General features: G+C 44.7%; 20 protein-coding genes. 15 read left to right on the top strand and 5 right to left on the bottom strand.

Going from position 1 to position 26,693, the window contains the following annotated elements:
• Nucleotides 1-16: 16 nt before the first annotated feature.
• On the bottom strand, nt 17-1,408 hold the full coding sequence (locus tag OL444_RS02005; protein ID WP_264734917.1) for a sigma-54-dependent transcriptional regulator: 1,392 nt from the start codon (nt 1,406-1,408) through the stop codon (nt 17-19).
• Nucleotides 1,409-1,577: 169 nt separating this feature from the next.
• Here OL444_RS02005 and OL444_RS02000 point away from each other — a divergent pair, with 169 nt between their 5' ends.
• The 9 genes from OL444_RS02000 to OL444_RS01960 all read left to right on the top strand — a co-directional run bounded on the left by OL444_RS02000 (nt 1,578) and on the right by OL444_RS01960 (nt 16,055).
• Nucleotides 1,578-2,825, top strand: a complete 1,248-nt coding sequence (locus OL444_RS02000; RefSeq protein WP_264734918.1) for an efflux RND transporter periplasmic adaptor subunit — start codon at nt 1,578-1,580, stop codon at nt 2,823-2,825.
• 50 nt (nt 2,826-2,875) lie between these two features.
• Complete coding sequence (locus tag OL444_RS01995) at nt 2,876-3,565, top strand: ABC transporter ATP-binding protein (protein ID WP_264734919.1); 690 nt, start codon at nt 2,876-2,878, stop codon at nt 3,563-3,565.
• Between the two features lie 450 nt (nt 3,566-4,015).
• The gene (locus OL444_RS01990) at nt 4,016-6,424 is read left to right on the top strand and encodes an ABC transporter permease (RefSeq protein ID WP_264734920.1); all 2,409 of its coding nucleotides are present in this window, start codon (nt 4,016-4,018) and stop codon (nt 6,422-6,424) included.
• Between the two features lie 21 nt (nt 6,425-6,445).
• Nucleotides 6,446-8,830 (top strand): ABC transporter permease, encoded by a 2,385-nt coding sequence (locus tag OL444_RS01985; RefSeq protein ID WP_264734921.1) that lies wholly within the window; start codon nt 6,446-6,448, stop codon nt 8,828-8,830.
• Between the two features lie 11 nt (nt 8,831-8,841).
• On the top strand, nt 8,842-11,253 hold the full coding sequence (locus OL444_RS01980; RefSeq protein WP_264734922.1) for an ABC transporter permease: 2,412 nt from the start codon (nt 8,842-8,844) through the stop codon (nt 11,251-11,253).
• A gap of 78 nt (nt 11,254-11,331) precedes the next feature.
• The gene (locus OL444_RS01975; RefSeq protein WP_264734923.1) at nt 11,332-12,000 is read left to right on the top strand and encodes an ABC transporter ATP-binding protein; all 669 of its coding nucleotides are present in this window, start codon (nt 11,332-11,334) and stop codon (nt 11,998-12,000) included.
• A 287-nt stretch (nt 12,001-12,287) separates the two neighbouring features.
• Nucleotides 12,288-13,502 (top strand): TolC family protein, encoded by a 1,215-nt coding sequence (locus OL444_RS01970; RefSeq protein WP_503827217.1) that lies wholly within the window; start codon nt 12,288-12,290, stop codon nt 13,500-13,502.
• Nucleotides 13,503-13,527: 25 nt separating this feature from the next.
• The gene (locus OL444_RS01965; RefSeq protein WP_264734924.1) at nt 13,528-14,907 is read left to right on the top strand and encodes an efflux RND transporter periplasmic adaptor subunit; all 1,380 of its coding nucleotides are present in this window, start codon (nt 13,528-13,530) and stop codon (nt 14,905-14,907) included.
• 119 nt (nt 14,908-15,026) lie between these two features.
• Nucleotides 15,027-16,055 carry an NAD(P)H-dependent glycerol-3-phosphate dehydrogenase gene (locus OL444_RS01960; protein ID WP_264734925.1) on the top strand — a complete coding sequence of 343 codons (1,029 nt, stop codon included), beginning with the start codon at nt 15,027-15,029 and terminating at the stop codon, nt 16,053-16,055.
• Between the two features lie 117 nt (nt 16,056-16,172).
• On the opposite strand, the gene OL444_RS01955 is transcribed toward OL444_RS01960, so the two are convergent.
• Complete coding sequence (locus tag OL444_RS01955) at nt 16,173-16,451, bottom strand: hypothetical protein (protein ID WP_264734926.1); 279 nt, start codon at nt 16,449-16,451, stop codon at nt 16,173-16,175.
• Between the two features lie 455 nt (nt 16,452-16,906).
• Here OL444_RS01955 and OL444_RS01950 point away from each other — a divergent pair, with 455 nt between their 5' ends.
• The 3 genes from OL444_RS01950 to OL444_RS01940 all read left to right on the top strand — a co-directional run bounded on the left by OL444_RS01950 (nt 16,907) and on the right by OL444_RS01940 (nt 21,050).
• Nucleotides 16,907-19,177, top strand: a complete 2,271-nt coding sequence (locus tag OL444_RS01950) for a glycosyltransferase (protein WP_264734927.1) — start codon at nt 16,907-16,909, stop codon at nt 19,175-19,177.
• 10 nt (nt 19,178-19,187) lie between these two features.
• Nucleotides 19,188-19,553 carry a response regulator gene (locus OL444_RS01945; protein WP_264734928.1) on the top strand — a complete coding sequence of 122 codons (366 nt, stop codon included), beginning with the start codon at nt 19,188-19,190 and terminating at the stop codon, nt 19,551-19,553.
• A gap of 63 nt (nt 19,554-19,616) precedes the next feature.
• On the top strand, nt 19,617-21,050 hold the full coding sequence (locus OL444_RS01940) for a sigma-54-dependent transcriptional regulator (RefSeq protein ID WP_264734929.1): 1,434 nt from the start codon (nt 19,617-19,619) through the stop codon (nt 21,048-21,050).
• 52 nt (nt 21,051-21,102) lie between these two features.
• Here the strand turns inward: OL444_RS01940 and OL444_RS01935 are convergent, their stop codons facing one another.
• Nucleotides 21,103-22,554 (bottom strand): hybrid sensor histidine kinase/response regulator, encoded by a 1,452-nt coding sequence (locus OL444_RS01935; RefSeq protein WP_264734930.1) that lies wholly within the window; start codon nt 22,552-22,554, stop codon nt 21,103-21,105.
• Nucleotides 22,555-22,617: 63 nt separating this feature from the next.
• Nucleotides 22,618-24,060, bottom strand: a complete 1,443-nt coding sequence (locus OL444_RS01930; RefSeq protein ID WP_264734931.1) for a sensor histidine kinase — start codon at nt 24,058-24,060, stop codon at nt 22,618-22,620.
• Between the two features lie 317 nt (nt 24,061-24,377).
• Here OL444_RS01930 and OL444_RS01925 point away from each other — a divergent pair, with 317 nt between their 5' ends.
• From OL444_RS01925 to OL444_RS01915, 3 genes are all read left to right on the top strand, one after another.
• On the top strand, nt 24,378-24,596 hold the full coding sequence (locus OL444_RS01925) for a hypothetical protein (protein ID WP_264734932.1): 219 nt from the start codon (nt 24,378-24,380) through the stop codon (nt 24,594-24,596).
• Nucleotides 24,597-24,674: 78 nt separating this feature from the next.
• Nucleotides 24,675-25,226, top strand: coding sequence for a ferritin-like domain-containing protein (locus OL444_RS01920; protein ID WP_264734933.1), 552 nt, complete (start codon nt 24,675-24,677; stop codon nt 25,224-25,226).
• An 85-nt stretch (nt 25,227-25,311) separates the two neighbouring features.
• A complete protein-coding gene (locus OL444_RS01915) occupies nt 25,312-26,178 on the top strand; it encodes an SDR family oxidoreductase (protein ID WP_264734934.1) in 867 nt (288 codons plus the stop codon).
• 70 nt (nt 26,179-26,248) lie between these two features.
• Here OL444_RS01915 and OL444_RS01910 read toward each other — a convergent pair whose 3' ends face one another.
• Complete coding sequence (locus OL444_RS01910; RefSeq protein ID WP_264734935.1) at nt 26,249-26,599, bottom strand: hypothetical protein; 351 nt, start codon at nt 26,597-26,599, stop codon at nt 26,249-26,251.
• Nucleotides 26,600-26,693 lie beyond the last annotated feature (94 nt).

The raw sequence follows: 26,693 nt of genomic DNA, 5'->3' as shown, positions 1-26,693 counted from the left end.
ACAGCTTTTGCTGCAGCTATATATTGTATTTGTCCAGTCTTCTGTAGAGGGCTGCTCTGCTCAGTCCCAGCTCTTTCGCCGCTTCCGTGATGTTGCCGTTACATTTTTTCATGGCTTGTGAAATCACATTTCTTTCCATTTCTTCCAGGTTGTAACCTGTGTCCATGGCCTGATCGGAGTTGGCATTGTTTTTTACGAATACGTCTTTAGCCTGCAGGGTTTTGCCTTGAGAAAGAATGACCGCCCGTTCAATAGCGTGTTGCAGTTCACGGATATTACCCGGCCATTCGTAACGTTCCAGCTGGGTGATGAGGGATTCGTGCATGCTGTTGACCGGACGTTTGTATTTATCGCGGTACAGTTGCAGAAAATATTCTGCGAGTGGTACGATGTCTTCCTGTCTTTCCCGCAGTGGCGGCAGATTTATTTCGATGGTATTGATACGGTACAGCAAATCCTGCCGGAACAGGTGTTGTGCAGCCATATGTTGAATGTTGCGGTTGGTGGCGCAGATCAGTCTAACGTTAATGGATATATTTTTATTGGACCCTACTTTCGTAACGAATCTGTTTTGCAGTACTGTCAGGAGTTTAGCTTGGAACGGGATGGAAATATTTCCTATTTCATCCAGGAATATGCTGCCTCCGTTGGCTTCTTCAAAGCGACCGAGGCGATCTTCCCGGGCGTCGGTAAAGGCGCCTTTCACATGTCCGAACAGTTCACTCTCAAAGAGTGTTTCACTGATGGCGCCCAGATCCACGCTGACAAATGCTTTGCTGCTGCGGTCCGATTGGGTATGTATCCATCTGGCAAGCATATCTTTTCCCGTACCGTTTTCACCGAGGATCAGGATGTTGGCATCGGTAGCTGCTACGCGGGAAACAGTATCGAATACGGCCTGCATTGCCGGACTTTTCCCAATCATCTCGTGGTTGGAAGGAGTAGCTACAATGGGTTTATCCTGTTTGGCCGCGCGTTTGTTATAAGCCGACTGAATGGTAGCCAGTAGTTTTTCATTTTCCCAGGGCTTCAGTACAAAGTCTGCAGCTCCTGCTTTGATTGCTCTCACGGCCATTTCCACGTCTCCATATGCCGTAAATAATACCACAGCTGTATCTGGTTTGATATCCAGGATACGGTCCAGCCATTCAAATCCTTCCTTACCACTGCTGAGGTCACGGGTGAAATTCATGTCCAGCAGAATAACATCATAATCGAAATTGGAAACGAGATAAGGGATCTTCTGGGGATTCTTCTCAAAATCCACTTGTTCAAAATGTCTTTTCAACAACAGACGTGCAGCTCGTAAAACATCTACATCATCATCTACAATTAGGATTTTAGCTGGTTGCATGGTACTCATATACAAAGGTGAATAGGCAACAATATTAAAGAAAGATTCTTTCAAAGTTGTCAGGAATTTCGGGGTACGCTAAAAATGTCCGTTTATGGACACCTGCTGTCCGGCAGGGGACATTTTTTTTAGTTTCAATTACTGTAAACCCTTTATGGTACTGCATTTTTAGCTTTGGCATATGGATTGAATTTCCAGGAACAGCAAACTTTTCGCAAATAACATGGATAGAAAAATAGAAAAGAAGTTCTGGAACAAAAAACGCATCCTGATGATAGGGGGTGGGGCAGTGGTAGCTTTATTGCTGATATATGCCCTGATCTTCGCTGATCATCGTGCTACCCTCAATGTAGAAAAAGATAAGATCACGATCTCGCCTGTGAAAAAAGGCACCTTCGATGTATACATTGCTGTAACGGCCGTGGTGATGCCACTGAAAACCATCCGGCTTGATGCTATAGAAGCCGGTTATGTAAGCCGTAAATACCTCGAAGGAGGTAGTATGGTAAAACAGGGCGATTCCATCCTGAAGCTGGATAACCAACACATGGTGATGCAGTTTGTGACCCAGGAAACAGAAATCTACCGGCTCCGCAACGACCTGCAGAACACCCGGCTGAATATCCGGAAAGAAGACTTCCTCGAACAACAGGCTATTTCAGAACTGAACGCCAGAATAGATGCGGCGCAGGACCTGTATGACCGCAACAAACAGCTGGTAGACGAAAAGATTGTCGCCCGCCAGGAATTCAATAAAAATAAATTCGATCTGGAGGGGCTGCTGAAGCAGCGCGCCATTAAACTGGAATCGCAGGAATATCAGCGGGAAAATGCCAAAATGCAGATTGCCCAGCTGGAAGGTACCCTGGCCCGTACCCAGCGTAACCTGGACCTGATGAAAGAAAACCTCAACAGCCTGATTGTACGTGCCCCGGTTTCCGGTCAGCTGTCTTCCATTGATGTAGAGATAGGTTCCAGCATTACCGCCGGACAAAATATAGGACAGATTGATGACCTGAATGGGTTTAAACTGCGCGCAGATATTGATGAGCACTATGTTTCACAGGTGTTTGCCGGATTAAAGGCTTCTTTTGAATTCGACGGGAAATCCTATGCGATGGTGATTACCAAAGTATATCCGGAAGTGAAAAATGGCCGTTTCCAGGCAGATATGACTTTTGAAAAAGAAACACCTGCCGGTATCCGGCGGGGGCAGTCAACGCCTATCCGCCTGGTACTGGGGAAATCTGCTGAGGCGCTGCTGTTGCCCCTGGGAGGGTTCTTCTCCGATACTGGTGGCAACTGGGTATATGTAGTGGATAAAAATGGCAAACAGGCTGTAAAACGGAATATTTCCCTGGGCCGTAAAAATCCGTTATATTTTGAAATACTGGAGGGTTTACAGCCTGGCGACCAGGTGATCACTTCTTCCTATGAAAACTTTGGTAACAAGGATGTACTGGCATTTTAGCAATCATCCGTTTTTTTACATAAAATAGCATAATAAAACTATACACACTTATGATACGTACCGTCAATTTACAAAAGCTATTTGCAACAGAGGAAGTGGAGACTACTGCCCTGAACGGTATCAATATGGAAGTACAGGATGGTGAATTTGTAGCCATCATGGGGCCGTCCGGATGTGGTAAATCTACTTTGCTCAATATACTGGGATTGCTCGATAATCCCAGTGATGGGGAATATCACTTCTGGGGTAAAGAGGTGGCGCGTATGAGTGAAAGACAACGGGCACAGTTGCGTAAGGGTGCCATCGGGTTTGTATTCCAAAGCTTTAACCTGATAGATGAACTGACGGTATTTGAAAACGTAGAGTTACCGTTATTATACCTGAAAGTACCTGCGGCAGACAGAAAACAACGGGTGGAAGAAGTACTGGAGCGTATGAATATCATGCACCGCCGCAATCACTTTCCGCAACAACTGTCTGGTGGTCAGCAACAAAGAGTAGCTATTGCCCGTGCGGTAGTGGCCAAACCCAACCTGATTCTGGCGGATGAACCTACCGGTAACCTGGACTCCACCAATGGAGAAGAGGTGATGAAACTGCTGCAGGAACTCAACAATGCAGGTACCACTCTGATTATGGTAACACACTCACCATATGATGCCGGTTTTGCACACCGCATTATCAACTTGTTCGATGGACGGGTAGTAACCGAGAATATCAAAGAACAGTTTCATGTCTGATTGCCTTTCGCCATTTAAAACAGCATCATGAAGTTCATCTGTTATTCAAAAATTGTTACTTGCCCGTTCCGGCGGCAACCAGGTATGTCCGGGATGCAGTTCCTCAGCCGGCTGCATCTCCGGATTTGTACCGGAAATTGATAATACATATCACAACAAAAGTAATTGCGTATATACGTATCAGTTATATCAAAAGAATGACCGGCAATAAAAGTATTTTCAGCTATCGTAACCGCTATTGTCTGTGAATCAGTCTTCCCGGCCATGCACCATAACAAACGATATTTTAAATTAAGAATAGAATAACAAGTGAACAGCAAACCGGAGTGTGTGTCTACGCACCCTGCCTTTCTTCGAATCCCGCGAACACCTGTTACCTATGTCAGTAGCAATAACGTGGGGAAAATGAGTATACGTTTCTAATAATAACGGTATTTAAATTAACATACGATGTGGTTAAATTATCTGAAAATCGCCTGGAGAAATTTACGGAAGCAAAAAGTATTTGCCTTCGTTAATATGATAGGCATGAGTGTGGCACTTTGTGCTGCATTGTTATTGTCCCTTACTGCTTACCAGCAGTGGTCCTATGATAATTTCCATGAAAACCGGGATCATATTTACCAGGTATACGAAGAAGAATATAAAGCCAACAGGATAGCGAAGAGTATGAGTGTCCCGGATCCGCTGGCAGATGTACTGAGGAAGGAGGTAGCCGGTGTGAAATATGTAACGCGGGTGAGTAACGATAACCTGCCGGTGCGTTATGGTAACAACCATTATTATTTTGATATACAGATGGTGGACAATGATTATTTAAAGATGTTCACTTTCCCGTTTGTAAAGGGGGATCCCCAAAACGCCCTGCAACAACTGAATCAGGTAGTACTGACAGAAAAAACAGCTGCGTCCTTATTCCGGAATGAAGATCCTGTGGGTAAAACCATTGAAGTAAACCTGCAGGGAAAATGGCGCCCGTTTATTGTAAGTGGTGTTGCTGCTGCGTTGCCGGACAACAGCAGCATTTCGTTTGAAATGCTGACCCGCTTTGAAAATATCCCCATGTATGCAGAGCTGAAAAACCGATGGAACGAGTCGGGGTACCCCGTGTTCATGCAACTGGAACCCAATGTAACGACTGCAGCTTTTGACCGTCAGATAAAACCATTGGTACATAAGTATTTTGCAGAAAATATTGCGGAGCTAAAGAAAAATGGTGGCGTACCGGATAAAAACGGGGAGTTGCTGGTATTAAAGACCATTTCACTGAACGATTTTCACCTGACACCCGGTAATACCTATTACAGCGGGTTGAATCAGTTTTATCCATGGCTCATGCTGATCCTCGCCTTTATGATCACGGCGATAGCCTGTATCAACTTTATTAACCTGTCTGTAGCCCGTTCCTTTACCCGCAGCAATGAAGTGGGATTAAGAAAGGCTTTGGGCGCGCAGGATAAGCAGCTGATCTTCCAGTTCTGGAGCGAAGCCTTTTTATTGTGTTGTTTTGCCTTTGTGATCAGTATCCTGCTCACCTGTATATTATTACCGCATTATAACCGCATTTTCAGACACCGCCTCACGTTGGGTTTATTCCAGCATGGGTGGCTGTTGCTGAGTATTGTAGTGGGGTTCTTCACGATTACCTTACTGGCTGGTGGCTATCCGGCCTGGAAAGTTTCCCGCCTGAACATTATCAGTGTGCTGAAAGGGAAACAAAATTTCAGCAGCAGCAATGGGATGCAGCGTTCCCTCATCGTAGTACAGTTTGTGGTAGCGATTGTGCTGATCAGCTGCACGGTTATCATTGGTCAGCAGCTTAAATTCGTACAATCGGCGCCGTTAGGCTTTAATAGTACGCAGGTGATCAGCATTCCGGTAGATAATGCGCCGGTAACAGCTGTCACGGCTATGCGCAGCAAGTTGCTGATGGAGTCGGAAGTAACGGGTGTTACGGCCGGCCAGTTTAACCTGGGACTGGGGAAAGACGGTTCCTCCGGCAGATGGATGCGCAGTTTTGACTATAAAGGACATAGTGTAGGTACGCAATGTATTGAAGTGGATTATGACTACGCCAGTACATTGGACTTGAAAATGGTGGCGGGCCGTGATTTTTCGAGAGATTTCGGGGCAGATACCACCTGTGTGGTCATCAATGAACTAATGGCCAAACAATTGGGAGAGGCAGATCCTATCGGAAGTTTGATCGAGATGGATGACAGGCGTCCGCTGCGGGTGATCGGTGTGGTAAAAAACTATCATTATGAATCATTGCATAAAAAGATAGAACCCCTTACGATATCCCTGGCGAAGCCCGTTGACCTGAGCTACATTTTTGTGAAGGTAAATACGGCGAATCCTGCTGTAACGATAAAGAAAATAGAGGGTATGTGGAAAACGCTGAACCCCCTGTCTGAAAATGCACCCTCTTTTCTGGATGAAAATACAGACCGGTTATACCGCCAGGAGAAAAGGTTCTCAAAGATTTTCATCAACGGAGCTGTACTGGCAGTGCTGATTTCCTGTATGGGTTTATTCGCCATAGCCGTATTGGTAATGGCACAGCGCAAAAAAGAAATAGGTATCCGGAAAGTGTTGGGCGCTTCAGTTGGCAGTATTGTCATGTTGCTGGCCAAAGATTTCCTGCGGCTGGTCATCATTGCGGTTATCATTGCCACGCCTGCTGCCTGGTACTTTATGCAACGCTGGCTGAAAGGATTTGAGTTTCATGTCAATATTCACTGGTGGGTATTTGCCATGACAGGCGCTATTGCCTTAATCATTGCTTTCCTGACGGTAAGTATGCAAACTGTAAAGGCTGCTTTAGCTAATCCGATTAAAAGTCTGAACCGCGACTAACGTACATAAAAGATATATCAGATGATCTGGAAAAACTATCTAAAAACAGCCCGTAGAAATCTGCTAAAACGTAAGCTGTATACCGTTATTAATGTATCCGGACTGGCAATAGGTATTACCTGTTTTATTTTGCTGGCCTTGTATCTTCATAATGAATGGACATATGATACCTTTCATGCCAATGCAGCGCAGTTGTATCGTATCCGGGTAGATTATGGCGAAAAAGATCAGCCGGTAGTACATACCGCCATGAACCCGGGTGCGTTGGGACCAGCTATAAAGGACTTTCCGGATGTAAAAATGATGTCGCGGGTATATGCAAAAGAGAACGTGGTGGTGAAGTATGGAGATAACATTGTGAATGAGAAACGTTTTATGTATGCAGATGCTGCTTTTTTTCAGATGTTTTCTTTTCCCTTGCTGCATGGAGATCCGGCTACTGTTTTAAAAAATCCGGGAACCGTGGTATTAAGTGAAGAGATGGCAAGGAAGTATTTCGGTACCACAGATGTTATTGGAAAAATCATCAGAATCAATAATAATAAAGATTTACAGATAACAGGAGTGGCCGTCAACAGCCCCGCCAATACCCACCTGAAATTTAATTTTGCTGCCAGTTTTTCCACACTAACGAATGTGGATAACTGGGATGCACCGAATTACTATACGTATGTATTGCTGGGTAATAACGCCACGCCGGCAGGCTTGCATCGCAGCATGGCCGATCTCATTAAATCCCAGATGCCGGAAGGCGGTGGCGCAACACTGGATTTTGTGCCGGAACCGGTAACCGGCATTCACCTGCATTCGATCGCCGGATCTTCCATCGAAACAGGTGGGGATATACGTTATAACTATATACTGGCAATAGTAGCGGTATTATTACTGTTGGTGGCCTGTATTAATTTTATGAATCTGGCCACTGCGCGTTCTGCAGAACGGGGCCGGGAAATTGGTGTCCGGAAGGCATTAGGGGCGGAACGGAGCCAGTTGTTCGGGCAATTTATTTCCGAATCAGCCCTGGTGACGGCATTGGCGATCATCCTGGGGATCTTCCTGGCGTGGGCTTTCCTGCCGGCATTCAACAACCTGGCAGGTACTTCTTTACGCATGGGAAGTATGCAGGGCTATCGTCTGTATTTATTACTGGCAGTGGTATTTGTGGGTACTACTTTACTGGCTGGTACCTATCCGGCTTTGTTCCTGTCGGCGCTCCGTCCGGTGCAGATATTAAAAGGAAAAATAGCCATATCAACAGGCGGAAAGATGCGGAAAACCCTGGTCATATTTCAGTTTGCCACCTCTATATTTTTTATTATCTGCACCCTGGTTGTACAGCGTCAACTGCACTATATCCAGCATAAGAAGCTGGGCCAGGATCGTTCACATATATTGGTACTGGATGGAAAAAATATGGATTACAAAAGCCTGGCTACCCTTAAAAACAGATTGCTACAGGAATCCGGTGTGCAAGAGGTAAGTGCTTCCTACGATTCACCGGTGAATATAGAGGGAGGATATACGATTGGTAAAATTGCCGGTAAACCGGCCGATTTTGGAATGAGTATTACAGCCATACCGGTGGAAAAGGATTATCTGAAAACCATGGGTATACCATTGGCAGCCGGAGAAGTATTGACAGATGCGGATATCCAGGATATTTTACCGGAAAGAGAAAATCAGGAACATCATTTTTACCTGAACGAGGCAGCGGTGAAACAACTTGGCTGGACGACTGACATGGCCGTCGGTAAACGCCTGGCTATGAATGGCCGTAACGGAAGCATAAAGGGAGTGATGAAGGATTTTCATTTTGCTTCCATGAAAGAAAAAATAGCGCCGATCATCGTATTCCCGGAATACAACTGGTTTGGAGAAATATTAGTGAAAATACGGGGTGATCATCAGCAGGAAGTTATTACCGGCATAGAAAAAGTGTGGAAAAATTATTACCCGTCCATCCCCTTCGGCTATCATTTTATGGACGAAGAATTTAATGGGATATACCAGACAGAATACCGGATCAGTGCTATTCTGACAACTTTTTCTTCTGTTATCATTATGATATCCTGCCTGGGTCTATTAGGACTGGCAGCATTTACTGCCCAGCAGCGTACCCGGGAAATAGGCATCCGGAAAGTAATGGGTGCTACGGTAGGTAGTATTGTGGCGCTGTTGTCGAAAGATTACATCAAGCTGGTAGTGATAGCGTTGTGTATGGCTGCTCCGGTGGCCTGGTATGCCATGCATTACTGGCTGGAGGGTTTTGCCTATCACGCCGTATTGCCTGTCTGGAGCTTCCCGGTAGCAGGACTGACTGCGATCTTGATAGCGCTGGTAACAGTAGGGGTACAGTCCATCACTGCTGCAAGAATGGACCCGGTTAAAAGTTTAAGAACAGAATAAATTAAACCTATATGCTTAGAAATTATTTGCTGGTGGCGTGCAGGAGTATCTGGAGAAACAAAATATTCTCACTGATCAATATCATGGGCCTGGTCGTAGGTATCAGTGCTGCATTGGTCGTGTACCTGCTGGTACATCATGAAAATAATTTTGATAAATTTCATCAGGATAGTGGCCGGATGTTTCGGGTGGTTTCGCATATTTATTTTTCGGGCGATAGTGTGAAAAACGCTGGCGTGAGCGTACCGACTGCGGCGGCCATGAGAGAGCATATTCCCGCAGTAGAAACTGTTGCACAGTTTTTTCAGGATGATCTTACCAGCCGGATTACAATAGAAGATAAGGTTTTCCAGAACAATAAAGATATCCTTCATGCAGACAGTGCTTATTTTCGCCTGATACAACATCGGTGGCTGGCGGGGTCTCCGGATCGGGCTCTGGACCTGCCCTATACAGTCGTATTAACGAAAAGCCGTGCTGATAGCTATTTTCCTGGATTGTCTCCGTTAGAGGTATTGGGAAAGGAAATCGTATATGATGATACTATTCGTACGACCGTTACCGGGGTTGTTGCAGATCTGGCAGGTAACACAGATTTCTCCTTCCATGAATTTGTATCCATGGCTACCGTATATGCCAGCGGATTAAAAGAATATTATGCCGTGAATAATTGGGATAATACCAATTCATCCTGTCAGTTGCTGGTAAAGTTACGATCGGCAGGTGACCGGCAAAAGGTAGAACAACAACTGACTGCTATCAGGGAAGAACATAAAGATGGAGATGGTTCCCGGACTTATCCGTATTTGCAGCCCTTTTCTGACATTCATTTTAATAAAGATTACGGTACGTTTGACAATGGTAATCCGGCGGATATCAAACAATTATATGCCCTGTCGTGGGTGGCGTTGGCTTTGCTGCTACTGGCAGTAATTAATTTTATTAATCTTACCACAGCACAGGCTTCCCGCCGGGCGCGGGAAACGGGTATCCGGAAGGCGATTGGCAGTACTTTCCGGCAATTAATTTTCCAGTTTCTCAGTGAAACATTGCTGCTGACATTTGTTGCGGCTTTGCTGTCGTTGCTGGTGGCGCCCTTGTTACTTGTATGCTTTAAATCAGTTCTGCCGTCAGGTTTAGACGTGAGGGAGTTGTATCACTGGCAGGTATTGATGTTTTTGTTTTCGCTGGGAGTAGTGGTTACATTGGTGGCTGGTATATACCCGGCGTGGGTACTGGCGCGTTTTCAGCCGGTAGCAGTGCTGAAAGGGCAGGTAAATGCTCCCGGGGGCAAAGTATGGTTACGTAAAACGCTGACGGTATCGCAATTTGTGGTAGCGCAGTTTTTTATCATTGCTACCCTGATGGTGAGTAAACAAATACATTTTTCCCTGAATAAGGACATGGGCTTCCGCAAAGATGCCATCCTTACGATAAATACACCTTTCCAGGAAAAAGCCGGTAATAAACGTAATTCCCTGCAGGAAAAAATACGCGCCATCCCGGAAGTAGCCATGGTAAGTCTGGGTGGAAGGGCGCCGATAATGGGAGGAACCATGTCCAGTACCCTTACAATGAATAACGGGCGGCAGGAGATAGAAAAAAACGTGGAAATGCGGTATGGAGATAGTCTTTATACCCGATTATACCAGCTTAAAATAGTAGCCGGCACCAACCTCACCAACAGTGACACTGTTCGGGAGTGGTTGCTGAATGAAAAAGCCGTACGGGCTTTCGGGTACAAACAACCGGAGGATATACTGGGTGCGCAGATAAGCGGATTTCCGGTAGTAGGCGTGGTGAGTAATTTTAATACAGAAAAGGTGGACAGAGATATTCCGATACTGGCAATTACCAGTGCTGCCAGTAGTCACCGGGTGATGCATGTATTGTTACAGGCACCTGGTAAAGACGGTATAATATGGAAACAGGCGATTGAGAAAATTGAAAAAGCCTGGAAAGAAGTATATCCGCGGGAAACATTCCGGTATGAGTTTCTGGACAAAACAATCGAACACCTGTACCGGAAAGAGCAACGGATGGCCGGTTTACTCAACTGGTGCGCCGGACTGGCCTTTTTTATCAGTGCCCTCGGTTTGCTTGGACTGGTGATTTTTACCACCAATCAGCGTACCCGGGAAATAGGTATCCGGAAAGTATTGGGTGCTTCTGTATGGCAAATGGTAAATTTACTTACCCGCGACTTTATGAAACTGGTGATGATTGCTTTCGTATTGGCGATCCCGTTATCATGGTGGGCAGTAAATGAATGGTTATCTTCATATGTTTATCGTACTGCTATGAGTTGGTGGGTTTTTGCGATCGGTGGGGTGGGTATGGCAATAATGGCATTGGCCACCATGAGTGTAAAAACGATCGGAGCTGCCCGTAGTAATCCGGTAGAAGCACTGAAAGGAGAATAAATAAATGGGGTAGGAAATACGTTTAAACGCTGTTCGTTTAGAGGAACAGGAAATAATTAACAATAAAATAAACAGATCATGATACAGCTGCAGCAAGTGTCTAAATATTACCCGGTAGGATTTGGCAAAAATGAAATTCTGAAAGATATTGATCTCACCGTACAGGAAGGAGAATTTGTTTCTATTATGGGGCCTTCCGGTTCTGGCAAATCTACCTTGTTGCATATCCTGGGATTGCTGGAAGAGCCATCAGACGGGCAATACCTGTTTGCGGGTGAGCGGGTAGACAAGATGAATGAGAAAAAGCGTACGCAGTTGCATCGCGATGCGATCGGATTTGTTTTTCAGGCTTATCATCTGATAGATGAGTTAACCGTATATGAAAATATTGAAACCCCTTTATTATATAAGAACATACCGGCATCCGAAAGAAAGAGCCGGGTGGCAGACGTACTGGATCGTTTTAATATTGTAGCGAAAAAAGACCTGTTTCCTAACCAGTTATCAGGTGGTCAGCAACAGTTGGTGGGTATTGCCCGCGCTATTGTTGCAGCGCCCAGGGTAATCCTGGCAGACGAACCAACCGGCAACCTGCATTCTGAACAGGCCCGTGTTATTATGGAGTTGTTCAAACAACTGAATCAGCAGGATAAAATAACCATTATTCAGGTAACCCATTCTGACGTAAACGCCACCTATGGCAACCGTATTATTCAGATACGTGATGGACGTATACAGGCGCAATAAAAAGACCCTTCTTTAAAAATTGTAAAAAAAGCTTTATGTTGTACACGCAATTAGTAGGGTATGATGCCATACCTACTAAAATTTTACCTTCTATCAAGAAGGGTAGAAAACTATCATCACAATTACTATATTTTTGGCATGTTATGAGAATATCCCAAATTACAGGAGCGATCCTGATTTTATTCATGTTTGCTAACATAACATCGGCCGCGGCGCAGGATACTTGGAGTTTGAAAAGATGCGTCGATTATGCTTTGCAAAATAGTATACAGGTAAAACAGCAGGAAGTGCAAAAGCGCCTGGCTGAACTTACGTTGAAGCAAAGCCAGTTGAGCAGACTCCCGAATGCGAATGGTACTATTCAGGGTGGATACTCAGATGGTAGGGCCGCCAGCTTGCTGGATAACTCCTATGTAAACCAGTCCGTTTTCTCTTCCTCTGGTCAGTTAAGTGCAGATGCCGATATCTTTGGCTGGTTTGGCAAACAACATACTATTGCTGCCAACAGACTGGATGCCGCTTCCAATAGCTTTCTGTTACTGAAAGCCAGAAATGATCTCGCTTTTAATGTGACCACTGCCTTCCTGAAAATTCTGTTGGATAAGGAACAGGTAAAAATCAATGAGGTTAATCTGAAACAAACTACCCAGAACCTGGAAAATACTAAGAAGCTGGTAATTGCCGGATCTGTACCGGAAAGTAACCAGGCCGACCTGGAAGCGCAGCTGGCACTGGATAGTTCTACGCTGGTAACAGCCCAGAACACCGTAATCCTGTCTACCCTGCAGCTCAAGGCGTATATGAACCTGGGTTTTGAAATCGCCTTTCAGCCGGAAATTCCTGAAAATATTTCCGACATACCTTTAGCGCCTATCGCAGAAATGTCGCCGGAAATGGTGTATAGCGTGGCTACTTCCACTTATCCGCAGCTCAAATCGGATGAACTGAGAATAGAAAGTGCTACCCGTAATCTTAAATCGGCTCGGGCAGGATTGTATCCTAAGTTGACTAGTTATGGTAACCTCTATACACGATATGCCAATAACTATTATATAGATCCAATTAAGCAGATTACCATGCCTTTCGGTCAGCAGATTGATAATACCTTCCAGAAAGATATTGGTTTAAGCCTGCGGATTCCGCTGTTTAACGGCTGGCAGCAACGGGCTACCGTAGCCAAAGCAAAAGAGGAAGTATTTAACAGGAAGCTTACCCGTGACCTGGATAATCAGAAATTAAAGCAGGATATTTATACGGCGCATGCCAATGCCATTGCTGCACTCCAAAAACTCAGCGCTACCTCCAAAGGGGTGGAAGCTGCCCAGAAATCCTATGATTTTGCGACCAAACGCTTTAACATTGGATTGATGAATACCATTGATTATATTACTACCCAAAGCAAATTGTTTAAAGCGCAGATAGATAAGGTATCTGCACAATACGATTATATATTTAAAATGAAATTACTGGAGTTCTACAGAGATCAAAAAATATCACTGTAGCCAATTCCAGGAAATAAACTGCTTTATGAAGAAAAAGACACTTTATTGGCTCATAGGCATTCTTGGTTCACTCGTTATTTTACTCATGGTATTAAAATCATCCGGAGTAATTGGTAAGGAAGAAGGGATTAAAGTTGCTGTTGACAAAGCCTCCCGAAAAAATATTATAGAGGTAGTTACTGCCAGCGGTAAAATCTATCCGGAGGTAGAAGTAAAAGTAAGCTCCGATGTATCCGGTGAAATTACAGACCTGCTGGTAATGGAAGGCGATTCCGTTAAAAAAGGTCAGGTACTGGCACGGATATACGCAGATATTTATGGTTCCATGGTGGACAAAGCGGCGGCTTCTGTAAGTCAGTCACAAGCCCAGCTGGCTAATACCACTGCTTCCCTGAATTCCTATAAAGCCCGTTTGGATCAGAATAAAGCAGCATTTAACCGTAACAGGGAATTACTGAATCAGAAAGTAATTTCAAAATCAGAATTTGAAACATCAGAAGCTACCTATCTGGCATCACTGGCAGATTATAATGCCGCCGTACAACAGATAAACAGTAGTAAATATGCTGTGCAGAGTGCACAGGCCAATCTGAATGAAGCCAACAAAAACCTGGGTCGTACCACAATTGCCGCACCAATGGGCGGTATCATTTCCCTGCTGTCTGTAAAGAAAGGGGAAAGGGTAGTAGGTACTGCACAGATGACCGGTACAGAAATGCTGCGCATTGCAGACATGAATGCCATGGAAGTGAGAGTGGATGTAGGCGAAAATGATGTACCCAAAGTAAAATACGGAGATACTGCCATCATAGAAGTAGATGCCTATAACAACCGGCAGTTTAAAGGAGTGGTAACACAGATTGCCAGCTCCAGCAAAGGTGCTGCCAACGCTACCGCTACCACTACTTCTTCTGCAGAGCAGGTAACCAGCTACATTGTACATATCCGTATATTGGCCAGCAGCTATCAGGACCTGATTGATCCGAAAGCGCCACGGAGTTTTCCTTTCCGTCCGGGTATGAGCGCCAGCGTAGATATCCAGACCAGACACGTGAACAACGTGCTGTCTATTCCTATCAATGCCGTAACAACCCGGGAAGACACTACCCATAACGGCGACAAGAAAAAGCAGGAACAGGATAATACCACTGCTTCTTCCGCTGCCGACACTAAACCTGCCTTGAATGAAGTAGTGTTCTTACTGCAAAAGGATAATACCGTTAAAATGGTATCCGTAAAAACCGGTGTACAGGATGATAGTTACATCCAGATTACTGCTGGTGTGGCAGAAGGGGATCAGATCATCAGCGCTCCTTACAGCGCGGTTTCCCGAACACTGGGTAATGGTAAAAAAGTAGAAGTTGTTCCGAAGGCACAGCTCTTCGAAGGACAACAACAGAAATAACCGGTTGCGTCAGCAATCATAAAAGGAATTACGAATCACGAATCAGGCTGCATACCCCGCGTATGGCTTAATTCCTGATTCGTAATTCCTTTTTAATTACATTGCGGAAAAATTGTATTGTGAGTAAGGAAAAACGTATTGGTATCATCGGCAGTGGCAGCTGGGCTACTGCGCTGGCAAAAATCCTGACCGATAACGGACAGCATATTCACTGGTGGATCCGGAATGAAGATACCATCCAGCATTTACAGCAACGGCATCATAACAAACATTACCTCACTTCTGTATATTTTGATACCAGTTTACTTTCACCGGACAGCCACCTGGCATCCGTAGTGGCAGCCTGTGATCAATTGGTGCTGGCAGTGCCTTCCGCATTCCTGGAAGACGTACTGCAAACATTGCCACCGGATGCGCTGCAAGACAAGCAGGTCATTTCTGCGATCAAAGGACTCGTGCCTGGCAGAAATATCCTGATCAACGAATACCTGGAACAACAGTTCCAATTGCCGGATAGCCAGTATTTTACCATTACAGGCCCCTGTCATGCGGAAGAAGTGGCCAATGAAAAGCTGTCTTACCTCACGTTTTCAGGAACCAGCCAGGAAGCTACCCAGGCCATTGCCGACCGGTTTACCGGTAGCTACCTGCAAACCATTGTCAATACAGATCTGATTGGTGTACAGCTGGCAGCCGTACTCAAAAATATATATGCGCTGGGAGCGGGTATCGCACACGGACTGGAATATGGAGATAATTTTCTGAGTGTGTTTATTACGAATTGTTTCCGGGAGATGCAGACCTTTCTGGAGAAGTATGAAGAGCAGCAGGCCAGCGTGTCGGGGTTACCGCCGGTAGCACATAACTACAGCGCCAGTGCATATCTGGGCGATCTGTTGGTGACTTGCTATTCGTTGCATAGCCGGAACCGTACTTTCGGTAATATGATTGGAAAAGGATATAGTGTGAAGGCGGCGCAATTAGAGCTGAACATGATAGCAGAAGGCTATTATGCCAGCAAATGTATGTATGAAATGAACCAGCAGATAGGGGCTTATATGCCGGTTGCACAGGCGGTTTATGCTATTCTGTGGCAACAGGTACACCCGTCAGAAGCCTTTATGGCCCTGGAGAAAGGTTTTATATAACCGGTAATAACTGAAATGACTATACGGATTTGCAGTAGGATATATGCAGATGTATCCATCTGACGGGCTTACTGCAAATCCATTTTATAAGGAGAAATCCTAAAAGTAGCGCTACGACTAATAATCATCATAGTCCTCATAATTATCCTCCCCTATTTTTACAATCGCTTTTACATTCGGGAAATATTGCCGGATAAGAGAAGAGACTTTACTAAACAGATAATCACTTAATACAGGGCCTTCATAATGTTCTATTTCATTGGTTTCATCGGAGATGATGAATTCAGTGATTACCCGGTCAATATTGGCCTGAAAACGTCTTTCCTTAGGTAACTTCCGTAGGTTGATCTTGATGGGTATACCATCCACATTAAGGGTACATGCAATGTTGCGCATAATCGCGGTACAATTTAAATGAAGTAATGAATGCTGACTGTGTTGATAATGGTTATACCGGGTTCGTTACTTATTGCTAAAATAAACTACTTCGGACAAAAAAACAAAGCTGTTGCTGTAAATAAACATAAATATTTATAATTGTGCATTATTTGTGCTATAAAACTGTGATGTATAGCTGCTGTATCAGCAGAACTATTTATATAGAGTGTTAATGGATTGTGAAGATATGACAGCATATTCCCAAAAGTTATCCCCATTTGCCCCTTTCCACAGGTGGGAATGGGGAACAGTGATTGTAGAATATATTCCCCATTAACAGGAGGGTCATCAATGGGAAACCCAGTGACAGCGTATTGGATTGATATTTGGAACACCCACTGTCCCGGACCCGGGTAATTGGTTCCAGCTTGAACTGGAGTGAAATTTTAACCATCGTGAAAAAAGTTGATCCAATGAACAGAACCTTACTTTTTGTTACATCCTTTCCACCCCGCGAGTGCGGCATCGCCACCTTCGCACAGGATCTGGTAAATGCTATGCAAAAGAATTTCGCCGGCAAACTCAATATTGAAATTGCGGCGTTAAAGGAGTCGGGTAAACCTAATATCAACAAAGAATTACCGGTAACCTATCTGGTAAACCCATTTGATATTGATGATTGTATTGCATTTGCCCAACAAATAAATCAAAATGATAAAATAGACCTGCTTTGTTTTGAGCATGAATTTGGCCTCTATGGCGGCGAATACGGGCATAACCTGTTAGCCATGCTCTCTTTGCTGGATAAACCTTTTATCATCCGTTTTCACACCGTTTTACCGTATCCTGATAGCAAGTGTGCCAGGATTGTAAGCCTCGTCAGCACCCTGGCGGCCAAAGTACTGGTCATGACACAGTCTTCCGCCACTTTGCTCACGCAGGTATACCAGGTACCGGCAGAAAAAATTATTCATATCCCACATGGTACCCATGCACATATCGTAGACGACCCTACGTTGTTGAAAAAACAGTATGACCTGGAAGGGAAAAAAGTATTTACCACCTTTGGACTGCTCAGCGAAAACAAAGGCCTGGAAACAGGTATCCTGGCGATGAAGGATATTGTAAAAGCATATCCGGACGTGATATACCTGATTCTTGGTAAAACCCATCCGGTGATATTCAGCCGGGATGGAGAAAAGTATCGGGAATCCCTGGAACTGCTGGTAAAGGAACATCACCTGGAAAATAATGTACGGTTTGTGAATAGCTATCTTTCTCTGGAAACCTTACTGGATTATCTGTCGCTGACCGATATATACCTGTTTACTTCCAAAGACCCGCATCAGGCGGTGAGTGGCACCTTCGTATATGCGATGAGCGCTGGTTGTGCTATTATTTCCACCTCTTTTATTCAGGCAAAGGAAATGCTCGACGGAGAAGCCGGCTGCCTGATAGATTTTAATAACCCTGTCCAGCTGACTGCGGCCGCCTGCCGCCTGCTGGCAGATCCGGAGCTGCGGCTGAAAATGAGCCGGCGCGCTATTGAAAAAACACGTAACTCTATCTGGGAAAATGTGGCAATTGCTCATATTGCAGTAGTCAGCGATATCCTCGCAGAAGATAAAATACTACCCAATCTGCCCATGCCTTATCTCGATCACGTAGATCGTATGACAGACGAATTCGGTATGCTGCAGTTTTCGATACACGACGCACCCGATCCTGAATTCGGATATACCCTGGATGACAATGCCAGGGCCCTGATTGCCATGTGTATGTATAATACGGAGCTGAAATCCGGGAGTTTTGTCAACTCACTGTGCCGCAGATACATGGACTTTATCGGATATTGCCAGAAGCCATCCGGCAGGTTCCTGAATTATGTCAATAAAGAGGGGGCTTTTACCGATATGAATCAGGAGGTAAATCTCGATGATGCCAACGGCCGTGCAGTATGGGCATTGGGATATGTGTTATATGCCAACCGGCACCTGCCCTTCGATATTGTACAACATGCCTGGACGATGTTCCGGTTGAGTATGCGCTGGATGGGAAAATTACAATCTCCGCGCGCCATCGCTTTTGTCATCAAGGGACTTTATTATTCCCTTTATTACCGGAAAGATGAGGCTATCAAAGAGATGTTAGGTATACTTACAGAAAAACTGTACACGGCCTATACACAGGAAGCAGATGAAAACTGGCATTGGTATGAAGCTTATCTGACCTACGGTAATGCGGTATTACCCGAAGCAATGATGATGGGATATCAGATAACCGGAGAGGAGAAATACCGTACCGTGGCAATGGAAAGCCTGGAATTTCTTTGCAGTAAGACTTTCACCGATAGTTACATGAAAGTGATCAGCAATAAAACCTGGTACCACAAACATGCCGACAGCCAACAGGAAGACGGTGGAGAACAATCCATAGAAGTAGCTTACACCATGATGGCACTGAATACTTTCTATCATGCTACCGGAGAACATAGTTACCTGGAAAAAATGCGTCTTGCCTTTAGCTGGTATCTGGGTAATAATCATCTGCAACAGCTGATTTATAATCCACTTACCTGCGGATGCTATGATGGATTGGAAAAAAATAATGTAAACCAAAACCAGGGAGCCGAATCAACCGTATGTTACCTGATTGCCCGGCTACTGATGGAACAATGGAATAAATACAAATATGTTGCAACAAAACACAACCACCTGGAGCCGGCAAGACTCGGGTCTAACTGATAAATTAATAATGAAAGGACCTACTATACTGATTATTGATGATGAGCCGGACATCTGCAGATTATTACAGCTAAGTCTTGTAAGACATGGTTATAATGTAAAATATGTTCATGAGCTTGGAGCAGGGTTGCAATACCTGCAAAAGCAGCAACCAGACCTGCTTTTCCTGGATATTCATCTGCCGGATGGATCGGGGTTGGAAGCATTGCCCATTATCAAACAAAGGTGTCCAACATTATCGGTGATCACTATCAGTGCCTATGATAACGCCATGGAGAAGCAAACTGCTTTACAGGCCGGTGCCGCTTTTTTCCTGGCTAAACCATTCAGTGTGAAGCATGTAGATGAGCTGATAGACCACATGAAAAGCGCTTGAGTCCCTCTGATTTTTAATTCGTAATTTTATTTACTGTTGCCTAATACCACATATTAAAGAAGTATGAAAAATATCCTGATCATAGATGATGAAATCAATATCTGTACGCTCTTGAGTAAGTTCCTGAGCAAACATGGTTTTGACGTGGAAACTACCATGACGGGTGCTGCTGCGCTGAAAATGATGAATGATAAAAAATTTGACCTGGTGTTGTGTGATTACCGGTTAAAAGATACAGATGGTGCACAGCTACTCCAGGATATTCGGCAGATAAACCCTCATACCATCGTTATCATTATCACCGGTTATACGGATGTACGGGTAGCCGTGGAAATGGTTAAAAACGGGGCGTATGACTATCTCTCCAAACCCTTGTATCCGGACGAAATTCTTAGCCTGGTACACAAGGCATTTGCCCACAAGGAATCAGAGATGGAACGGCTGGCAGTACAACCGGTAGCATCCGGCAGTGCGCCGGAAGTAAGAGAAACACTGCTGTCGCGCAACCTGAGCGATAAAAACGATAAATATGTGTACGGTGAAAGTGAAGGCGCCAAGGAACTTTTCCGGCAGATAAAACTGGTAGCACCTACCGATTACAGTGTGATCATCTTTGGAGAAACCGGTACCGGTAAAGAATCAGTTGCACATCTTATTCATCATCATAGTAAAAGAAACGGACAGCCCTTCGTAGCGCTGGATTGCGGTAGCTTGTCAAAAGAGCTGGCGGCCAGTGAGTTGTTCGGTCACGAAAAAGGTTCCTTCACAGGCGCCATCAATACTAAAATAGGCGCTTTTGAACAGGCGCAGGGTGGTACCCTGTTCCTGGATGAAATATCCAACCTGTCATACGATATCCAGGTGGCGTTGTTAAGGGTACTACAGGAAAAAGTAATCCGCCGGGTAGGAAGCCTGAAGGAAATTCCTATTGATGTACGTATCATTGTAGCCTCCAACGAAAAGCTGTCGGAGTCTGTACAGCGGGGTAAATTCAGAGAAGACCTTTTCCATCGTTTTAATGAATTTACGATCTATATACCGCCATTGAGAGAACGCCGCGAAGACCTGGGATTGTTTATCAATGCCTTTGTGAAGCAGGTGGAAAGAGAACTGGAAAAATCCTGTGGGAAAATTTCTGCAGAAGTATGGGCCTGTTTTCAGAAATACAGCTGGCCGGGAAATATACGGGAACTGAAAAATGTAATCAGGCGCGCTTGTTTGCTGACGCCGGAACTACAGGATATTACCATGGTAGCGTTGCCGCTGGAAATGAAGGAGTCCTTCCTGCAAACAGTAGACGAAACGCCGGCAGGTGGCGAACTGGTATTGATTACCAATGATAATGATCTTAAGTCAGTAGCCTTACAGGCAGAATATAATAAGATCATCAACGTACTGAAAGAAGTAAAATACAACAAAACAAAAGCAGCACAGGTGTTGAACATCGACAGAAAAACCCTGTATAATAAATTGCGGCTGCTGAATATCAACTATTAAACCGGCATGACAGGTGTTGCAGATAAGCCAATAGCTGTAACACCTGTCATGTTTACGATACCGTACCTGCCACCGGCAGGGTAATGGTAAATATCGTGCCTCTTCCCGGCTCACTATCTACATGTATATTGCCTTTGTGGTTGAGCAGAATGTTCTGTGTACTGGTGAGTCCCAGTCCGGTCCCTTTTGCTTTGCTGGTATAAAACGGATCAAATAACCGGGCCTGTTTTTCCTGCGGAATACCGATTCCGTTATCTCCGATCAGCAATTGCACTTTATCCTGATGGCGTATAGTCGTAATCGTCAGGATACCTTTGCTTGGTGTCATAGCCTCTACAGCATTGATGATAATGTTCAGAAACGCAATGATTACCTTTTCATCATCTGCATTGACCAGTACATCCGGGCTTACCAGGTCTTCCTGTAGTACAATTTCATGCAACTGCAGGCGGTCCTGCGATAGCTGCAGCGCTTTTCCTACCATTTCATTAATGCCGTGAGGCGCCATGTGTAACTCAATCATACGGGTACTATGCAGTAATTCCGTAATCAGCTGATTAATACGGGTACAGTTACGCTCAATGATATCAGTATACAGCGTCGCGTCTTCATTGCTGCTAACGATTTCTTCTTCCTTAAACTGACTGACAGCCAGTAGTATGTTGGTAAGTGGATTTCTGACCTCATGCGCAATGACACGGGCAATACGGCCGGTAATGACAAATTTCTCCTGGTATTGTTTTTCCAGTTCTTCTTTTTTCTTTTCAGTGATGTCCTGTATCACACAAAGGAATATCTGGGCTGCTTCATCCAGGGTAATGGCATTGATCAGCACTACCAGCTTTTTGCCTTCCCGGTTTTTGAATTCATATTCCTGGGTGTTGGTAACGCCGTTGTTGCAGATGTTATCGAGGAAATGTTCACTTTGTTCCCGGGACTGAAACAGATCCCGGAGATGCAGGCGTAGTATTTCTTCTTTAGTGTAATGCAGGGTCTTTAATGCGGCGGGGTTGGCATCAATGATGTTTCTGTCGCAGTCGGCCAGTACAATGAGGTCATGGGCCTTTTCAAAGATGCCATAATATTTTTTTTCACTTTCAGCGATGGAACGAAGATGGCTGTATTCATCCAGGGCATAACGGATAGATCTTTCCAGGAGATCTGCGGTGATTTCTCCCTTTACCAGATAGTCATAGGCCCCTGCCTGCATCGCTTCCTGGTCAATGGCGTAGTCGCCTTTCCCAGTAAGCATAATCACGGGCATCTGGTATTGCATTTCCTGGATATGATGCATAATGTCAATACCGGTATTGGGTCCCAAACGGTAATCTACCAGGAAAACATCATGTACCCTGCGCTCTATAGCCGCAATGCCTTTTTGATAAGTAGGCGCCCATTCCAGTAAATATTGTCCGGGTGATATATCACGCAGTAATTCTGTTACCAGAAAGAAATCATCTTCGTCATCATCAATCATCAGGATGTGTATCGGTCGCTCAGTCATCGGTTAAAGTTGGTAGTTAGGCAAATTCAGACCGTGAATTACAGCAATAAAAGTGCTAAACTTTTAGCCGGCGCCGGCTTCTTCGTTTTTCCTGTTTTGGGTGAGTGGCAGTACTACGACAAAAGTGGCACCTTTGTCCGGGTAGCCATATGCGTGGATGTAACCGTTATGGCTGTCGGTAATTTTTTTACAGATAGCCAGCCCTATACCCGTACCGGAGTATTCACTGATACCATGTAACCGCTGAAATATCTGAAAGATGCGTTCTGCATAGGCCTGGTCAAATCCAATACCATTGTCTTCAATGTAAATGCGGCAGAATGCTGTTTGAGCCAGTACTTCATTTTTCAGTTCCAGCTCTGCGCCGGTGAGTATCTGGTGATGGATATGGATGGTCAGCCGGCGGCCGGGATAGGCGAATTTAATGGCGTTGGCCAGCAGGTTCTGAAACAGCTGATGAAAGGAGGTATCGCTGCCTTCAATCAGCGGTAGCTGATCATAGGTTATCTGCACATTTTTTTCTTCCAGGGTTACTTCCAGGTCACTTAATACTTCCTGCAGCAGGATGTTCATATCTACCGGCTTAAAGCTTTCAGGAGTAATACGACCTGCTCTTGAGAAGATAAGCAGGTCATTGATGAGTACCCGCATGCGGGATACGGCAGATACCATCCGGTCCAGCAACTGCACGGCATCGGGTGGTAACTGTTCCTTGTATTTCATTTGCAGCCGGTCGCTGAATGTTGATATTTTGCGCAGGGGTTCCTGTAAATCATGTGAGGCCACATAGGCAAACTGCTCCAGTTCCTGATTGGTTTTATTCAGTAAGGAAATGTTTTGCTGGAGATCATGCTGATAAGACCGCATTTTATTCTCGATATGCAGTTGTAACCGAAATTCCCGGGTGAGAATAATATAAGAATAAACCCCTATCATAATGGCTACCAGTGAAGAAATCAGGATTACTGGTACCCAGAGCACCGAAAAGAAATGGAATAGTTCTGATTTTTCCTGTACGAGCGTTTCTTCGATATGGACCATCTGCTGCACTTTATGATCGATCCTGTCCATCGATCTTTCCCCTTCCCTGACAGACGATTGTTGTTTATCCTGAGTGGCCGTTTCCCCACCCATCATCAGTTGCCGGTATTTGATCAGCAGTAATTGCCGAAGTGTATCGAGGTGGCGTTGCTGCCGGGGATTATCAGCCGTTAAACTACGCAGCTGCATATATTCGTTTTCAATTCTTCTGCTTCTTTCCTGCATGGAAGGATTCAGGAAGGAGCTGTCTGAAGTCAGGTTGTACCCACGGATAGCCGATTCGGCTTCCTTTAGCTGGCGGCTGATTACCTCCAGTCTTTTCGACACTTCTATGGCGTGGTTGAGTCTGCCGGCATTGTCCAGCAGGTTTTTCGCTACCAGATAGGAAAAAAGAGAAGCAGCTACGATAACGGTAAATGCAATAAAGAAACCAACACGTATTTTTTTATGTACCGGGAAATGCATCTGAATCTAATAGTTTCTGACAAAGCATTTCAAGTTACGTATTTCTAGGTCAAAAATCGGATTAAAAATAAAGGGAGATAGATTTTTACCGGCTTTCTGCGCAACATTTTCCCCATTGTGCCTCTTATTTCTACAGGCATTACGAACGCAGCAGGATAAGGTAGGTAGTACGATTTAAGAGCAGGTAATAATATCGTGAAACGACCTGCTGTAAAGCATTTGTGGTGACAGGAATGAGGGCTGGAAAGTATGTTTGCGCGCATTGGAATGAACTTTGATTTTTTCATAGCAGTTCTTTACCATTAAAACTATCAGCTATGAGCAATCCGGATAAACATCAGGAACCCAACGAGGAACCTGTTACGCCTGAAAAACAACCTGGAAAAACAGATCCGACACCAGTACAACCACCACCGGATAAACCGGAAATACCACCGCCACCACCAGATGTGCCAGAAAGAGACGTGCCACGTAAACCTGCAGATCCGCAGGCAGGAGAGCGGGCATTCGACAAAAAAGAACCAAACAGGAAATGAAAATGAGATCATAAGTTCATTTCTGAAAATATTATTTGTTGCATTGGCAGCATTACTAAATCTACAAATTTTTTTACCATGTCTACTTCCAAAATAACTACAAATGGAACCCATAACAGCGCTTCCGGAAGAATGAATGACTCTAAATTCCATGCTTTGTTCCTGGAAGAGTTGAAAGATATTTACTGGGCAGAGAAGAACCTGGTCAAAGCCCTGCCCAAAATGCAGAAAGCTGCAACTGCAAGAGACCTCAGTAATGCTATTGGCAACCACCTGGAAGAAACCAAAGAACATGTTGCCAGGCTGGAGGAGATTTTTGAACTGCTGGGTAAAAAAGCGCAGACCAAAAAATGTGAAGCCATGGAAGGCTTAATCGCAGAAGGGAAGGAGGTGATATCCGATACAGACGAAGACAGTGCTGTGAGAGACGCCGGTATCATCATTGCATCACAAAAAATCGAACACTACGAAATAGCTGCCTATGGTAGCTTACGTACCCTGGCGAGGGTAATGAAACATACAGCGGTAGCCAAACTATTGGAACAAACACTCGAAGAAGAAAAAAATGCAGACAGCCTGTTGACAGAAGTGGCGGAAACTGCCATCAATGCAGCAGCTGCCGCAGAATAAACGCGCTTGAATAGTAATTGTTGAACGTAACAACACCACCAAAGGTTCCTGTATCACCAACGGGAACCTTTTTAAATATAGCCATATGCAGAAATCTCATCCTAAAAAATCCGTCAGAAAGGCGCAGGAGCAACACCGGCAACCGGGATTCGAAACAGCGATGAAACCTGCGCCGGTATTTGAAAAAAGAGCAACCAGTAAAGGTCGCTTACAGGATAAGGTGGCAGTCATCACCGGTGGCGATAGTGGTATCGGCCGTGCGGTAGCAGTGGCTTTTGCAAAAGAAGGAGCAGATGTGGTAGTGTCCTATCTGGATGAAGAAGAAGATGCAGCGGTTACGGCAGATCATATTACCCGCGCCGGCCGCACCTGTATACTGATAGCCGGTGATATCAGTAAAGAAAAACATTGTAACGATATCGTTAAAAAAACGATCCGGAAACTAGGCAGAATAGATATTCTTGTCAACAATGCGGCTGTCCAGTATCCGCAAAAGAGTATCGCGGATATTACACCGGCACAGCTGCATAAAACCTTTGAAACAAATATTTATCCGCACTTTTATCTGACACGTGCGGCCTTACCGCATTTATCCAAAGGGAGTAGTATTATTTGTACTACTTCTGTAACCGCCTACCGGGGTAGCAGTCACCTGATTGATTATAGTGCCACCAAAGGAGCGATTGTGGCTTTTGTACGATCGCTTTCGGCCGCATTGTCCGATAAAGGAATCCGGGTAAACGGAGTGGCTCCCGGCCCTATATGGACTCCTTTGATACCAGCTACCTTTACTGCGAAAGAAGTGGCGGAATTTGGCTCTGATGTGCCTTTAAAAAGGGCCGGACAACCTGTGGAGGTAGCGCCTTGTTATGTTTTCCTGGCCAGTGATGATGCGGCTTATATTACAGGTCAGATACTACATCCCAACGGCGGCGAAATCGTTAACGGTTAAATAAAAGAAGTTACGCCTGGTATAACCATTATAGCTATACCAGGCGTAACTTCTTGCAAAGGGATTATTATTATCCAAATAAAAGTTGCTCTTCCCTGTCCTCTACTTTGATTTTCTGGATAAATTCATCAAAGCCGGCCTCCTCGTGGGAGCTATAGACGCCATATGCGTCCAGTACATAACCTTTGTTTCCTTCCTGGTCTTCCATGACATATAATATCGAAGAGTCTGATGGATCTGACTCACCTTCAAAACGATAGGTTCTGATGATAGTCAGGTCTTCCGGATTGTAGATTTTTTGTAAGTCAGGAGATTGCATCCGGCCATGATCACTCATTTTTAATTCATGGTCAAAGCCTTTCTGATGCAGTTTTTCCAATATGCTGGTTAAAGTTGTCATTTCACCACCGGGTTTTTCCATAAAATAAGGTTTTAGTTCACTACCTGAAATCCAAAAGTTATGCCGTGATATCAGCAACAGTTGGCATACTGGTATTATTTGTGTTAATATTTTT

This window comes from Chitinophaga nivalis (assembly GCF_025989125.1).
Classification (GTDB): Bacteria; Bacteroidota; Bacteroidia; order Chitinophagales; family Chitinophagaceae; genus Chitinophaga; species Chitinophaga nivalis.
The sequence above is the reverse complement of the archived record's forward strand: the minus strand, read 5'-3'. Positions and strand labels throughout refer to the sequence as shown.

What these genes read in the sequence shown, in the direction of transcription:
- OL444_RS02000 (WP_264734918.1), top strand. Translation starts at nt 1,578, where the DNA reads ATGGATAGAAAAATAGAAAAGAAGTTCTGGAACAAAAAACGCATCCTG.
- OL444_RS01995 (WP_264734919.1), top strand. Translation starts at nt 2,876, where the DNA reads ATGATACGTACCGTCAATTTACAAAAGCTATTTGCAACAGAGGAAGTG.
- OL444_RS01990 (WP_264734920.1), top strand. Translation starts at nt 4,016, where the DNA reads ATGTGGTTAAATTATCTGAAAATCGCCTGGAGAAATTTACGGAAGCAA.
- OL444_RS01985 (WP_264734921.1), top strand. Translation starts at nt 6,446, where the DNA reads ATGATCTGGAAAAACTATCTAAAAACAGCCCGTAGAAATCTGCTAAAA.
- OL444_RS01980 (WP_264734922.1), top strand. Translation starts at nt 8,842, where the DNA reads ATGCTTAGAAATTATTTGCTGGTGGCGTGCAGGAGTATCTGGAGAAAC.
- OL444_RS01975 (WP_264734923.1), top strand. Translation starts at nt 11,332, where the DNA reads ATGATACAGCTGCAGCAAGTGTCTAAATATTACCCGGTAGGATTTGGC.
- OL444_RS01965 (WP_264734924.1), top strand. Translation starts at nt 13,528, where the DNA reads ATGAAGAAAAAGACACTTTATTGGCTCATAGGCATTCTTGGTTCACTC.
- OL444_RS01955 (WP_264734926.1), bottom strand. Translation starts at nt 16,451, where the DNA reads ATGCGCAACATTGCATGTACCCTTAATGTGGATGGTATACCCATCAAG.
- OL444_RS01950 (WP_264734927.1), top strand. Translation starts at nt 16,907, where the DNA reads ATGAACAGAACCTTACTTTTTGTTACATCCTTTCCACCCCGCGAGTGC.
- OL444_RS01945 (WP_264734928.1), top strand. Translation starts at nt 19,188, where the DNA reads ATGAAAGGACCTACTATACTGATTATTGATGATGAGCCGGACATCTGC.
- OL444_RS01940 (WP_264734929.1), top strand. Translation starts at nt 19,617, where the DNA reads ATGAAAAATATCCTGATCATAGATGATGAAATCAATATCTGTACGCTC.
- OL444_RS01935 (WP_264734930.1), bottom strand. Translation starts at nt 22,554, where the DNA reads ATGACTGAGCGACCGATACACATCCTGATGATTGATGATGACGAAGAT.
- OL444_RS01930 (WP_264734931.1), bottom strand. Translation starts at nt 24,060, where the DNA reads ATGCATTTCCCGGTACATAAAAAAATACGTGTTGGTTTCTTTATTGCA.
- OL444_RS01925 (WP_264734932.1), top strand. Translation starts at nt 24,378, where the DNA reads ATGAGCAATCCGGATAAACATCAGGAACCCAACGAGGAACCTGTTACG.
- OL444_RS01920 (WP_264734933.1), top strand. Translation starts at nt 24,675, where the DNA reads ATGTCTACTTCCAAAATAACTACAAATGGAACCCATAACAGCGCTTCC.
- OL444_RS01915 (WP_264734934.1), top strand. Translation starts at nt 25,312, where the DNA reads ATGCAGAAATCTCATCCTAAAAAATCCGTCAGAAAGGCGCAGGAGCAA.
- OL444_RS01910 (WP_264734935.1), bottom strand. Translation starts at nt 26,599, where the DNA reads ATGGAAAAACCCGGTGGTGAAATGACAACTTTAACCAGCATATTGGAA.